The following is a 13,163-nucleotide window of genomic DNA, read 5'->3' as shown; positions in this document are numbered from 1 at the left end:
CATGACCGCCTCCCGCATCTCCCTCGCGCGCGACTCGGGCGCGCTCGACCTGCCCGACGGGCCGGTTGCCGTATTCTCCCCGCCCGCGGGTTACGATCTTTCGGCCCTGCCGCGCGAGCGCGTCACCGTCGTCAGCCATTTCGCGCCCGACCTGGCCCACTGGACTGCCGCCGGTTACAGCGTCACCCGCGAGGCCCCCAGGGCCGCCACCGCAATCGTGGTGCTTCCCCGCTCGAAGGACGCCGCGCGCGCCCTGATCGCCGAAGCCGCCGCCTGCGCGCCGCTGGTGCTGGTCGATGGCCAGAAGCACGACGGGATCGATTCGGTGCTGAAGGCGGTGAAGGCGCGCGTCACCCCCGGCGGCGTGATCTCGAAGGCGCATGGCAAGCTGTTCTGGATCTCGGGCGGCGACTTTTCCGACTGGGCCGCCACCGACCGCGTGGTGGACGGCTTCGTCACCCGCGCCGGCGTGTTTTCCGCCGATGGGCCCGACAAGGGTTCGCTGGCGCTCGCGGACGCGCTGCCGCCGCTCAAGGGCCGGGTGGCCGACCTCGGCGCAGGCTGGGGCTTTCTCGCCCGCCAGATCCTCGCCTCCGAGGCGGTCACCCACCTCGATCTCGTCGAGGCCGACGCCGTGGCGCTCGATTGCGCCCGCCGGAACATCACCGACCCGCGCGCCGCCTTCCAATGGGCGGACGCCACCAGCTTCCAACCCGATCAACCCTATGACGTTGTGGTATCCAACCCGCCCTTCCACGTCGGGCGGGCTGGCGATCCCGGGCTCGGGCAGGCCTTCATCGCCGCCGCAAGGCGGATTCTCACCCCTCAGGGCAGCTTCTGGATGGTCGCCAATCGCCACCTGCCCTACGAAGAGGCGCTCGGGCGCGCCTTCGCCCATGTCGAAGAAGTCGGCGGCACGCCGGGCTTCAAGGTGATCCACGCCACGAGGCCGCATCGCCTCCGGGGATGATCCCCGCAAGGCTCGGCGCAGGGAATCAGGAGCCAATCCCATGTCGTTTTCCATTTCCGGCAAGACCGCCATCGTCACCGGCGCCGCCAATGGCGTTGGCCTTGCCATCGCGCTCCACTTCGCCGAGCAAGGCGCCAACGTGGTTTGCGCCGATATCGACGAGGCCCGGCTGATCGACGAATTCGGGCCCAATCCCGAAAGCTCGAACGGCGGGTCGGCCGACGAGGACGAGGCGCGCAACATCCGCATTTTCGCCGGCGATCTGCGCAAGAAGCTCACGATCAAGAACCTGATCTCCACAACCGTCGACGCCTTCGACCGGGTCGACATTCTCGTGAACGCGTCGCGGCAGGTTTGCGCCTCCGACCCGCTCGACATGTCCGACAACACGATCGAGGTGCTGCTCGACCAGAACCTGATGACCGCGCTGCGGCTGTCGCAGGCGGTGGCGAAGCGGATGATCCGTCAGGGCGAGAGCCTGCCCGAAGACAGCGACGCGCCGCTCGGCGCGATCATCAACCTCTCCTCGATCGCCGCCACCCGCACCCAGCCGGGTCTGATGGCCTTCTCGATCGCCGCGGCGGCGCTCGAACAGATGACGCGCGCGCTCGCGGTGGCGCTGGCGTCGCATCGCATTCGCGTCAACGCGATCAGCTTCGGCTCGGTGATGAGCGCCAGCCTGCGCGATGCCCTGCGGGCACACGATGACATGCGCGGCATGATCATCGACGGCACCCCGCTCGGCCGCATCGCCGGCGCCAACGAAGTGGCGGAAACCGCCCGCTTCCTCGCCTCCGAGGGCGCGGGCTTCATGACCGGCCAGATCCTCACCGTCGACGGCGGGCGCACGCTGGTGGATGCCGTCGGCGCCCCGGCGCACTGAACCGCGCCGCAGAGCTTACTCGGGGAATTGCACCGCGCATTGTGCAATCGCGCGCGACAGCCTCAGCCGCTCGGCTTCTAGGGCGTTCAGCTTGGCCTGTTCTCCCGCGCGGTTGATCGGGCGCTTGTCGAACATCGGCTTGCCGTCTTCGGCGGTGCACAGCCCGACGAACCCGCTTGGCTCGACGCAGTAGTGCACCCCGTGCTCCCAGCGCGCGGGCACCAGCCGGAACCCCCGGCGCAGGATCTCGCGGGTTTCGCGCAGCTCGGCATCGACGGTGCGCAACTCCGCCCGGTAGGGCGCTTCGCATTGCTGGCGCGGGGTGACCTCGCAGGCGGCGAGCAGGAACGGAAGGGCGAGGGCGGCGACGAGGGGCAGGCGCATGGAAGATCTCCTTCTCGGCGCAGGATAGCGCACAGCGCGCCACGAAGAAATCGCCCTTTTCCCGAAGACCGCTTTCCTGCTAGCCATCGGCGAATCCAAAGGGAGTGCGAGATGAGCGAAACCATGACCGACGAAAAGGCCCGCGCCGCCACCTGGTTTCGCGCCCTGCGCGACGAGATCGTGGAGGCATTCGAGGCGCTGGAACTGAGCCACGACAGCGGGCCCTTCGCCACTGCCGCCCCCGGACGCTTCGACGTGACCGAGACGAAACGCGCCTCCGACGATGGCAGCGATGCCGGCGGCGGGTTGATGAGCGTGATGCGCGGCGGGCGGGTGTTCGAGAAGGTCGGCGTGAACGTGTCCACCGTCCACGGCACGCTCGGCGAAGCGGCGCAGAAGGCCATGGCCGCGCGCGGCGTGCCCGGGATCGAGACCGATCCGCGCTTCTGGGCCTCGGGGATCAGCCTCGTGGCCCACATGCAGAACCCGCACACCCCGGCGGTGCACATGAACACGCGGATGTTCTGGACCCCCTCGGCCTGGTGGTTCGGCGGCGGCGCCGATCTTAACCCCTGCATCCCGTATGACGACGACACCGCCCATTTCCACGCGGCGTTGAAAAAGGCCTGCGACGCGCACGATCCGGCCTATTACGATCGCTTCAAGGCCTGGGCCGACGAGTATTTCTTCATCCCCCACCGCGGCCGCGCGCGCGGCGTCGGCGGGATCTTCTACGACGACCTCAACACCGGCGACTGGGAGGCTGATTTCGGCTTCACCCAGGACGTGGGCCGGGCCTTCCTGCCCGCCTTCCTGCCGGTCACCGAACGCCGCCGCGATCTTCCCTGGACCGAAGCCGACAAGGACAGGCAGCTCGTTCACCGCGGGCTCTATGCCGAATACAACCTCGTCTACGACCGCGGCACGAAGTTCGGCCTCGCAACCGGGCACGACGCCGACGCGGTGCTGATGAGCCTGCCGCCGCTGGCGAAATGGGTGTGAGGTTTCGCCCCGGCTGACGCCGGGGCGACCGGCCGGGGGGCGCTGCCCCCCGGACCCCCCGAGGTATTTTTGCCAGGATGAAGGGGCAGCCTATGCGCCCCGCACGGTATCGATCATCAGTTGCACGTTCTCGGGATCGGCATCCGGGGTGATCCCGTGGCCGAGGTTGAAGATGTGCGGCCCGTTCCGGAACGCCTCGACAACCTCGCGCGTGGCCCGCACCAGCGCCTCGCCGCCGGTGACCATGTGCTTCGGGTCGAGGTTGCCCTGCACACAGCCGTCGACCTGCACGTGCTCGGCCGCCCATTTCGGCGAAACCGAATTGTCGATCGCCACGCAATCGGCGCCGGTGGCGCGGGCAAAGCCGATATAGCCCTCGCCGGCCTCGCGCGGGAAGGCGATGACCGGCAACCCGGGGTGGCGCGCCTTCAGTTCGGCGATGATCCGCTTCGCCGGTTCCAGCGCGTAGGCGTTGAAATCCTCGCCCTTGAGCGAACCTGCCCAGCTGTCGAACAGTTTCACCACCTCGGCGCCCGCCTCCACCTGCATCGAGAGATAGTCGATCGTCGCCTCGGTGATCCGCTCCAGCAGCGCCTCGAACAGCGGGCGGTTCTCGTCCTTGAGCGCATGCGCCGGGCCCTGGTCGGGGGTGCCGCGCCCGGCGATCATGTAGGTCGCCACCGTCCAGGGTGCGCCGGCGAAGCCGATGAGCGTGGTTTCCGCGGGCAGTTCGCGCGAGAGAATGCGCACGGTCTCGTAGACCGGGCCGAGCGTGTCGTGGATCATCGAGGCCGGTTTCAGCACATCGAAATCGGCCTGCGTGGTGACCGTGGAGAGCCGTGGCCCCTCGCCGGTGACGAACCACAGATCGGCCCCCAGCGCCTGTGGCACTAGGAGAATATCGGCGAACAGGATCGCGGCATCGAAGCCATAGCGGCGGATCGGTTGCAGCGTCACCTCCGCTGCAAGCTCCGGGTTGTAGCACAGCTTGAGGAAATCGCCCGCCTCTGCCCGGGTCGCGCGGTATTCCGGCAGGTAGCGCCCGGCCTGGCGCATCATCCAGATCGGCGGAACCGGCAGGGTCTCGCCCGCAAGGGCGCGCAGCAGAAGCTTGGTCATGCGTGATCCTTTCGCTTGTTGCGGCTGGTTCCCAACTGCGCGGCGACTTGTCAAGCACGCGGGGCGTGGACAGGCCGATTTGCCGCGTTTAAACGGTTCGCATGACAGTGACGCTCCCCTCCCCCGCCCAACCGCTCAAGATCGGCACCCGCGGCTCGCCGCTGGCGCTGGCCCAGGCGCACGAGACCCGCGCCCGCCTGATGGCCGCCTTCGACCTGCCCGAGGCCGCCTTCGAGATCGTGGTGATCAGGACCACCGGCGACGACGCGGCGCTGATCGCCGCCGACCGGCCCTTGAAGGAGATTGGCAACAAGGGATTGTTCACCAAGGAGATCGAGGAGCAGCTGCTTTCGGGCGGGATCGACATCGCGGTGCATTCGATGAAAGACATGCCCACGGAGCAGCCCGAGGGCCTCGCGCTCGATTGCTACCTGCCGCGCGAAGACAGCGCCGACGCTTTCGTCTCGCTGACATGCGCCAGCATCGCCGATCTGCCGCAGGGCGCCACCGTGGGCACCTCGTCGCTCAGGCGCAAGGCGCAGCTTCTTAACCGGCGGCCCGACCTGAACGTGGTGGAGTTTCGCGGCAACGTGCAGACCCGGCTGAAGAAGCTCGCCAATGGGGTGGCCGAGGCCACTTTCCTCGCCATGGCGGGGCTCAACCGGCTGGGGATGAACGATGTACCGCGCCGGGCGATCACCCCCGAGGAGATGTTGCCCGCCGTGGCGCAGGGGGCGATCGGCATCGAGCGGCGCAGCGCCGACAACCGCACCGCCGACATGCTGGCCGCGCTGCACCACGCCGAAACCGGCCTGCGCCTCGCCGCCGAGCGCGCGTTTCTCGCGGCCCTCGATGGCTCGTGCGAAACCCCGATCGCGGCGCTGGCCACGCTGGCTGGGGGCAGGCTGCGGCTGCGTGGCGAGATCCTGCGCACCGATGGCTCGGAGGCGCTGGCCGACGATGTCACCGGCGCCATCGAGGACGGGCCCGAGATCGGCCGCGCGATGGCCGCCAGGTTGCTCGCCCAGGCGGGCGACGGGTTTTTCGACTGGAAATAGACGTGTTTACAGGGCCTTGCGGGCCTTTAGCGCGGCGGTGATCGTGCCGTCGTCGAGGTAATCCAGCTCGCCGCCAATCGGCACGCCTTGCGCCAGCGAGGTCACGGCACAGCGCCCTTCCAGTTCCTCGGCGATGTAATGCGCCGTGGTCTGGCCGTCGATCGTGGCGTTGAGGGCAAGGATGACCTCGGTAATCCCCTCGTCGACCACGCGCTGCACCAGCTTGGGAATCCGCAATTCCTCCGGCCCCATCGAGTCGAGCGCCGAGAGCGTGCCGCCGAGCACATGGTAGCGGCCCTTGAACACGCTCGCGCGCTCCATCGCCCAGAGATCGGCCACGTCCTCGACCACGCAAAGCTCGCCGGTGGCGCGTTTCTCGGAGGTGCAGATATCGCAGACCTCCGAGGTGGAGACGTTGCCACAGACCACGCATTCGCGGGCGGTGACGGCGACCTGGTGCATCGCGTCGGCGAGCGGGGCGAGCAGGAGGCCGCGTTTGCGGATGAGGTAGAGCACCGCCCGGCGCGCCGAGCGGGGGCCGAGCCCCGGCAACCTCGCCATGAGGTCGATCAGGTTTTCAATCTCGCGCGGTGCGTTGGTCATGGTCTAATCCCAGGCAAGGGGGAACACCTCGCGGTGCGTCCACCAGAACTTCTTCGGATCGGTCTCGCGGGCGATTTCAGCGGCGGCATTCCGTCGAAGCGGAATGCTGGCGATGAAGTGGTTCAGGGTCGCGAACAGGGCGCCCCAGAGACCCCAGGCGGCAAGCGTCGCCAGACCTGCGGACAGCCAGACGACCAAACCGTCGGCCTGGACCGCACCCCACACCAGCCCCCCGACAAGGGCGGCGAAGGCCGCGAGCTGCGTCAGGCAGACCCGGCGTGCCTTCGCGATCACGGCCTCGACCGTCGCCTCGCTGAGCGGCAAGGCCGCCGCTTCCTTGCGGCCGTAGCTCAGGATACCCGCCATCAGCCGAAGGGGTTCGCCATCCCCGGCGGAAGCCCGAGTCCCTCGGTGACCTTGGCCATTTCCTGTTCCATCCGCTCGGCGGCCTTGGCCTGTGCGTCCTTGATCGCGGCCAGGATGAGGTCTTCCACCACCTCCTTCTCGTTCGGATCGAAGATCGAGGGGTCGATCTCGAGCCCGGTCAATTCGCCCTTCGCCGTCGCGGTGGCCTTAACCAGCCCGGCGCCGGCCTCGCCCTCGACGGTGATGCGCGCAAGCGCCTCCTGCGTCTCGGCCATCTTCGATTGCATCTCCTGCGCGGCCTTCATCATCTTGGCCATGTCGCCGAGATTTCCCAAACCTTTGAGCATGTCGCGATCCTTGTCTGTTGTGAGTCCTAGATACGAACGCGCCGGGCTTCGCACAAGCGCGGGGGCGCCGACCGGGCTCGCTGGCTGTGATCCATATCCCGTGCGTTCAATCGCTTGCCCCGGTCTTGAGCCCCCGCACAAGGTCAGCCGTCCTCGAACGGGTCCCAATCCTCGCCGGCTTCCTCGACCTCCGGCAGCGCCTCGGCCTCGGCCTCGGCGGCAAGCTCTTCCGGGGTGCGGATCTCGGTGATCCGCGCTTTCGGGAAGGCGGCGAACACCGCCTGCACAAGGGGATGCGCCTTCGCCTCCTCCTCGAGCGCCAGTTTTTCGGCTTCGCGGGTTTCGGCGATCGTCGGCGCGGTGGCGCCCGGAACCAGCGTTACCCCCCAGCGCACGCCGGTCCAGCCCTGCAACCGCGCGGTCAGCCGCGACGCAAGGTCGGGGGGCGCGGCGTCGGTGGGGGTGAACTCGATGCGTCCCGGCTCGTAGCGGGCCAGCCGGAGCGCGGTTTCGACCTCGACGAGCAGTTTCACGTCGCGGTTGGCGCGGATGATTTCCACGACATTTCCGAAGCTGGCGTAATGGGCGAGCGCGGAGTCCTCCGCCACCGCAAGCGCCGTCGCGCCGCCGCCGTTGCCGCCGGATCGCGGCGCAATGCCGCCGCGCGCCTCGGGCCCGCCGCCGCCTGTCGGCGCGGGCGACCCGGCCGGGGGCGAGGGCGGCGGCTGTGTTTCGGTGAGCTGCTTCACGAGGTCGGCCGGCGAGGGCAGATCGGCCACGTGGGTGAGCCGGATCACCGCCATCTCGGCCGCCATCATCGCGTTGGGGGCCTGCCCGACCTCCTCGATCGCCTTGAGCAGCATCTGCCACATCCGGCTCAGCACCCGGATCGGCAGCACCGCCGCCATCGCCTGCCCCCGCGCCCGCTCATCCGGGCCGACGGTGGGATCCTCCACCGCCTCGGGCGTGATCTTGATGACACTGATCCAGTGCGTGACCTCGGCGAGATCGCGCAGCACCGCCATCGGGTCGGCCCCATCGGCATATTGCCGGGCCAGTTCCGAAAGCGCGCCCGAGGCCTCGCCTTTCACGACCATGTCGAACAGGTCCATCACCCGGCCGCGGTCGGCCAGCCCGAGCATGGCGCGCACCTGGTCGGCGCTGGTCTCGCCCGCACCGTGGGAGATCGCCTGGTCGAGCAGCGAGGTGGCATCGCGCGCCGAGCCTTCCGCCGCGCGCGTGATCAGCGCCAGCGCGTCGTCGGCGATCTCGGCGCCCTCGGCACTCGCGATCCGGCGCAGCAGCGAGATCATCTCTTCGGGTTCGATCCGGCGCAGGTCGAACCGCTGGCACCGGCTCAGCACCGTCACCGGCACCTGCCGGATCTCGGTGGTGGCAAAGATGAATTTCACGTGCTCGGGCGGTTCTTCCAGCGTTTTGAGCAGCGCGTTGAAGGCGCTTTTCGACAGCATGTGAACTTCGTCGATGATGTAGATCTTGTAGCGCGCGCTGGCGGCCCGGTAGTGCACGCTTTCGATGATCTCGCGGATATCGCCCACACCGGTGCGGCTGGCGGCGTCCATCTCCATCACGTCGACATGCCGCCCCTCGGCAATCGCCACACAATGCTCGCACTGACCACAGGGCGAGACCGTTGGCCCGCCGCTGCCATCGGCGCCGATGCAATTCATGCCCTTGGCAATGATCCTTGCGGTGGTGGTTTTCCCGATCCCGCGAATGCCGGTCATGATGAAGGCCTGCGCGATCCGGTCGGCCTCGAAGGCATTCTTCAGGGTCCGAACCATGGCATCCTGGCCGACGAGATCGGCAAAGGTCTCGGGCCGGTATTTGCGCGCGAGAACCTGGTAGGCCTTTTCGCCGGTATCGGACATGCTGCTCCCCGGGGGTTGGTTGGCTGCAAATCTAGAGGCTGGGTAGACCGGCGTCCACCACCCGAGCACTCGATGAGCGGATTTCATGTGGCCTCGCCGGCGAGGGGCCGATTGCGCACGACTTGTGGGCCAAGCGCGATGGCATCACGCGCCGTGCTCGGCCCGCAACCGGTCACGCTCCTCGCGCAGGATCTGCGCCAGCACCCGGAAATCCTCCTCCCGCGCCGAGGATTTGCGCCATGCCAGGATCACCTCGCGCGGCCAGGCCCCCTCCAGCGGCGTGAGCGCGATCTCGGCATGGCGCGCCGCACCCGCGTCGATCACCAGTTGCGGCAGGAGCGTGATCCCGACCCCCTCCTCGACCATCGCGATGAGCGTGGCCAGCGAGGTGGCGGCGAAGCTCTCATCCTGCCGCGCGTGGCTCTCGGGAAAGGCGGCGAGGGCGTGGCGCTGCAGGCAATGGCCGCGCTCGAGCAGCAGCAACGTCTCGTCGTCCAGATCCGCGCCATGCACCGGATCGGGCCCCGCGAGCGGGTGGTCGGGCGTGCTGGCGAGCTGGTAGCCGTCCATGAACAGGGACTCGGAGGAAAGATCGCCGATGTCGAAGGGCAGCGCGATCAGGATCACGTCGAGCCGCCCGCCGCGCAGGCCCTCGATCAGGCTCTCGGTCAGTTCCTCGCGCGGGTAGAGCCGAAGCTCGGGAAAATCGCGACGCAGCCGGGGCATGAGGCGCGGAAACAGGAACGGGCCGATGGTCGGGATCGAGCCCAGCCGCAGCGGGCCGCGCAGCGTGCCCGCCTCGCGCTGCGCCAGTTCGACCATTTCGCCCACGTCCGCCAGCACGCCGCGCGCACGTTCGGCCAGCTCTCGGCCGAGCGGCGTCATCATCACGGAGCGCCTGGTGCGTTCGGCCACCGGCGCGCCGAGCAGGTCTTCAAGCTCCTTCAACCCCGACGACAGGGTCGATTGGGTCACGAAGCACCGTTCGGCGGCGCGGCTGAAATGCAGCTCGTCGTTGAGCGCCACGAGAAAGCGGAGTTGGCGGAGGCTGGGCAGATTCATGATCGTTTTTTTCGATTATTGTTATCTTTTTTATTCGTTTCACCGATTATACTCAATCCCCTATCTCTGTCTCATCGAAGGCGACAGGGCCTTCACCGAAACCCAAGAGGAGACAAGACATGACCGAAGAAATCCAAGCCATCGGCCCCGGCCTGAACCGCCCCGCGCCCGACTTCGACGCGCCCACCACCCACGGCCGCAAGAGCCTTGCGGACTACAAGGGCAAGTGGCTCGTGCTGTTCTCGCACCCGGCCGACTTCACGCCGGTCTGCACCACCGAGTTCATCGGTTTCGCCAACAGGCAAGACGAGTTCGCCGCGATGGGCGTGGAGCTTCTCGGGCTCTCGATCGACAGCCACTACAGCCACATCGCCTGGGTGCGCAACATCAAGGAGAAGTGGGGCGTCGACATCAAGTTCCCGATCATCGCCGACCTCGACATGAAGGTGGCCAAGGCCTACGGCATGATCCAGCCCGGCGCCTCCGATACCGCTGCGGTGCGTGCGACCTTCATCGTCGACCCGGAGGGCGTGCTGCGCGCCATGGTCTACTACCCGATGAACGCGGGCCGCTCGGTTGACGAGATCCACCGCCTTCTGGTGGCGCTGCAAACCGCCGATGAAAACGCCTGTGCGATGCCCGAGAACTGGAAGCCGGGCGACCGGGTGATCGTGCCGCCGCCGGCGACCGATGCCGCCGCCGAGGAGCGCGTGGCCGAGGCCGGGGACGACATCGAGGTGATCGACTGGTATTTCGCCACCCGCGCACTCTGACAGGCGGAACAAAGAAAAAAACGGGGCGCCCTCGGGTGCCCCGTTTCGCGTTTCGGCGGATGCCCGGCCGGCTCAGCGCTGGTTCATCTGCTCGATATAGGCGCGCAGTTCCTCCGCCTCGTGGCGGGCGTCGCGCAAACCGTCCATCGCCGCGCGCAACTCCGCCTCGGCCTGGTGCAGCTGGTTCGACATTTCCGCCTCGCGCTGCTGCAGGTAGGTGATCGCCTGATCGCGGGTTTCCTCCGCCTCGTGCAGCGATTGCGCCAGCCGGTCGATCTCCGACATGTCACCCGATGCCACCCGCGAAAAGCGGTGGATCAGCCAATGCGCGAACCATCCCAACCCGAAGGCCACGAAGAGGATGATGGCGGTGACGATGATGAACTCGGTTCTGTTCATGTCCTTCTCCGTTGGGGCACGGCCTCTAGCCGTCGTCGCGGTCGGGGCGGGGTTGCGGCCGGATGCCCTCCAGCTCGGGGGCAACGACGATCGGGGCGTCGAGCTCCGCCTCGTCGGCATCCTCGGTTGCGTCGGCGGCCGTGGCGGCTTCCGCCTCGGCATCGGCATCCACCGCCGGGGCGGCCTCGCTCTCGGGCACGGCTTCTTCGGCTGGTTCCGGTGAGGCTTCGGGCGTGTCTTCGGCGTCGCCCTCATCCTGCGGGGCGGGGGCGTCCTCGTCGGCGGCGTCGTTCGCCGGCTCTTCGGCCCCATCCTCACCCGTCACGTCCTCGACCAGTTCATCCGGGCGAGCGAGGGGGCGAACCGCTGTCAGCTCGTCTTCCGTCGCGTCCTCCGCGCCGTCGCCGCCGGCAGTGTCCGGATCTTCGTCCGCCGATTCCGGCGTGTCTTCATCGACGGCACCCGCGCCGATCAGGCGGAACTCGATCCGGCGATTGGCCTCGCGGCCTTCCTCGGTATCGTTGTCGGCAATCGGGTTTTCCTCGCCGTACCCAAAGGCGGTGAGATTGCTGGTGAGCACGCGGCGCGCGAGCAGCGCCGAAAGCACCGAATCGGCCCGCCGCTGCGACAGCACCTGGTTCATCTCTTCGCGGCCCTGGCTGTCGGTGTAACCGCCGATTTCCATCGCCACGTCGGGACAGGTCTTGAGGATTTCGGCGATCTGGTCGACGGTCCGCACCGAAGACGCCTCGATCTCCGCCGAGCCGGGCGAAAAGGTGATCTTGTTCTCGGTCAGCGCCGCGTTGATCTCGGCCGCGCACTCCTCCGGGGTGGGGAGCGCGGCCAGCGGATCGAGCTCTTCCTCGTAGCGGACGTTCACGCGGAAATCCTCCGCCTCACCCAGCTTGTCGGACAGGATGCGCGAAATTTCCGCCGAAGCGCCGGTATCACCGGTCGCGCCGCGCACATCCACGACGAGCGGCTGCACCACGACCGCCCCGTTGGCGAGATGCGAAAGCGATTCAAGCGCGGCGAGCGTGCGGACAGACCAGCCGCGCGGCAACTCGGGATCAAGCCGCATCGCGGCATAGACGTTATCGGAGCCGAAGCGCGCGCGCGCGAAGCTCTCGGTTACCGTGCGCTCCTGGGCGTCGGCCACGCGCCCGCGCAGCTGCACCAGCCCCTCGGGGCTGAGCGTGGCGACGAATTCGGGTGGCCCGTCGGACTCGCCGGTGCCGGAGATGTTCACCGGGTCGGGCAGCACCGAGTGAAGCGAGAACACGTCGGGCAATTCGGTTTCAAGCTCGCCCACCACCCGGTCGAAGGTGTTCTGCGGCGTGCCTTCGGCAGCGACGAGGGTAACATCGGCGTCGGAGAAGGTGAGCGATCCGCCGCCCATGTCGCGCAGAGCCGCGATCCCGAGCGCCGCGGCCTCGGGCCAATCCGTCGAGGGTTCGCCAAGACCGATCGGGCAAGAGGGCCTGCCTTTCACCCCCGCCGCAACCCCGGCGGCGACGATCTTGTCGCGCCCGGCCTCGTTCGAGGCGGTGCAGGCGTCGAAGCGGGCGCCGCTGTCGTCGATGGTGAAGCGCAGGGTGAAGGGTGTGATCACAGGGCGCGGGGCGGTGATATCGAGCGCGATCCGCAGGCCGCCGGGCGCCTGCGCGCGCAACTGGCGCTCCCACCCCGCCTTCTGCTCGCGCGAATCCGCAATCGCCTCGATCGCCACCCGGTCGGCGCGGATCGAGATTTTTGATCGCGGCAACATCCGGAGCGCCTCGATCGCGAACCCGAGTGCGTCGTCCCAGCCTTCGGGCACCGGGTAATCGGCCGTTTCCAGCAGGTCGGTCACCGCGCGGGCCAGGTCGATGCGTTGAATCTGCGCTCCCAGCGCCTCGCGATCCGTCGCAGCGGGGATCAGCCCGATCATCGAGATCCCCGCCTCGCCGCGCAGGATCTCGACAGCGAACCGGGGCGGGATGATGTCTTTCGGCGGCGGCACCTCCATGAGGTCGATCACGCGGCTCGACTCGACGCGTGCGCCCGCGATCGACAAGGCCTGGAAACGCGCGGATTCGCTCGGGGCGGTGCCCGAAAGAACCACCTGAAGACCGCTTGTCTCGACGCTGGCCCAGTCCTCCCCCTCGAGCAGCAAGGCCCGCTCCACCGCGCTTTGCGAGACGGTCTCGATGGCTCTGAGCGCGCCCCAGGCGACGAAGAGCGAGATCAGCGCCGCCGCAATGAAGACGGCGATGCTGAGAATCCCGGGGTTGTTGCGCAGAATGGAAAGACGCGGCAGGCGCAT

Annotated in this window: 14 protein-coding genes; 5 read left to right on the top strand and 9 right to left on the bottom strand. The window is 68.1% G+C overall.

The window, feature by feature from the left end; all coding sequences use genetic code 11:
* Position 1 precedes the first annotated feature (1 nt).
* Entirely contained in the window at positions 2–970 is a 969-nt protein-coding gene (locus tag IEW01_RS11100; protein ID WP_188527698.1) for a class I SAM-dependent methyltransferase, read from the top strand.
* A gap of 40 nt (positions 971–1,010) precedes the next feature.
* Entirely contained in the window at positions 1,011–1,853 is an 843-nt protein-coding gene (locus tag IEW01_RS11095) for an SDR family NAD(P)-dependent oxidoreductase (protein ID WP_188527697.1), read from the top strand.
* Positions 1,854–1,868: 15 nt separating this feature from the next.
* Here the strand turns inward: IEW01_RS11095 and IEW01_RS11090 are convergent, their stop codons facing one another.
* Positions 1,869–2,237, bottom strand: a complete 369-nt coding sequence (locus IEW01_RS11090) for a hypothetical protein (protein ID WP_188527696.1) — start codon at positions 2,235–2,237, stop codon at positions 1,869–1,871.
* Between the two features lie 111 nt (positions 2,238–2,348).
* On the opposite strand from IEW01_RS11090, the gene hemF reads away from it, so the two are divergent.
* Complete coding sequence (hemF, locus tag IEW01_RS11085; protein WP_188527695.1) at positions 2,349–3,239, top strand: oxygen-dependent coproporphyrinogen oxidase; 891 nt, start codon at positions 2,349–2,351, stop codon at positions 3,237–3,239.
* Positions 3,240–3,329: 90 nt separating this feature from the next.
* Here hemF and hemE read toward each other — a convergent pair whose 3' ends face one another.
* Positions 3,330–4,358, bottom strand: a complete 1,029-nt coding sequence (hemE, locus tag IEW01_RS11080) for a uroporphyrinogen decarboxylase (RefSeq protein ID WP_188527694.1) — start codon at positions 4,356–4,358, stop codon at positions 3,330–3,332.
* 101 nt (positions 4,359–4,459) lie between these two features.
* On the opposite strand from hemE, the gene hemC reads away from it, so the two are divergent.
* Positions 4,460–5,416, top strand: coding sequence for a hydroxymethylbilane synthase (hemC, locus tag IEW01_RS11075; protein WP_188527693.1), 957 nt, complete (start codon positions 4,460–4,462; stop codon positions 5,414–5,416).
* Between the two features lie 6 nt (positions 5,417–5,422).
* Here the strand turns inward: hemC and recR are convergent, their stop codons facing one another.
* The 5 genes from recR to IEW01_RS11050 all read right to left on the bottom strand — a co-directional run bounded on the left by recR (position 5,423) and on the right by IEW01_RS11050 (position 9,686).
* Positions 5,423–6,019, bottom strand: coding sequence for a recombination mediator RecR (gene recR / locus IEW01_RS11070; RefSeq protein WP_188527692.1), 597 nt, complete (start codon positions 6,017–6,019; stop codon positions 5,423–5,425).
* A gap of 3 nt (positions 6,020–6,022) precedes the next feature.
* Positions 6,023–6,385: a hypothetical protein gene (locus IEW01_RS11065; protein WP_188527691.1), complete on the bottom strand. Its 363-nt coding sequence runs from the start codon at positions 6,383–6,385 to the stop codon at positions 6,023–6,025.
* The gene (locus tag IEW01_RS11060) at positions 6,385–6,732 is read right to left on the bottom strand and encodes a YbaB/EbfC family nucleoid-associated protein (RefSeq protein WP_188527690.1); all 348 of its coding nucleotides are present in this window, start codon (positions 6,730–6,732) and stop codon (positions 6,385–6,387) included. Before IEW01_RS11060 ends, IEW01_RS11065 begins: the two co-directional genes overlap by 1 nt.
* Positions 6,733–6,875: 143 nt before the next feature.
* Complete coding sequence (locus tag IEW01_RS11055) at positions 6,876–8,624, bottom strand: DNA polymerase III subunit gamma/tau (protein WP_229738210.1); 1,749 nt, start codon at positions 8,622–8,624, stop codon at positions 6,876–6,878.
* A gap of 144 nt (positions 8,625–8,768) precedes the next feature.
* Positions 8,769–9,686, bottom strand: a complete 918-nt coding sequence (locus IEW01_RS11050; protein WP_188527688.1) for a hydrogen peroxide-inducible genes activator — start codon at positions 9,684–9,686, stop codon at positions 8,769–8,771.
* Positions 9,687–9,805: 119 nt separating this feature from the next.
* On the opposite strand from IEW01_RS11050, the gene IEW01_RS11045 reads away from it, so the two are divergent.
* A complete protein-coding gene (locus tag IEW01_RS11045) occupies positions 9,806–10,459 on the top strand; it encodes a peroxiredoxin (RefSeq protein ID WP_188527687.1) in 654 nt (217 codons plus the stop codon).
* A gap of 72 nt (positions 10,460–10,531) precedes the next feature.
* On the opposite strand, the gene IEW01_RS11040 is transcribed toward IEW01_RS11045, so the two are convergent.
* Both IEW01_RS11040 and IEW01_RS11035 read right to left on the bottom strand, forming a co-directional pair.
* Positions 10,532–10,858, bottom strand: a complete 327-nt coding sequence (locus tag IEW01_RS11040) for a hypothetical protein (protein WP_188527686.1) — start codon at positions 10,856–10,858, stop codon at positions 10,532–10,534.
* A gap of 25 nt (positions 10,859–10,883) precedes the next feature.
* Entirely contained in the window at positions 10,884–13,163 is a 2,280-nt protein-coding gene (locus IEW01_RS11035; RefSeq protein WP_188527685.1) for an OmpA family protein, read from the bottom strand.

Origin of the sequence: Sinisalibacter lacisalsi (assembly GCF_014640115.1) — a bacterium.
GTDB lineage: Bacteria > Pseudomonadota > Alphaproteobacteria > Rhodobacterales > Rhodobacteraceae > Sinisalibacter > Sinisalibacter lacisalsi.
Note: the sequence above shows the minus strand (reverse complement) of the source record. Positions and strands in the feature narration are given on the sequence as shown.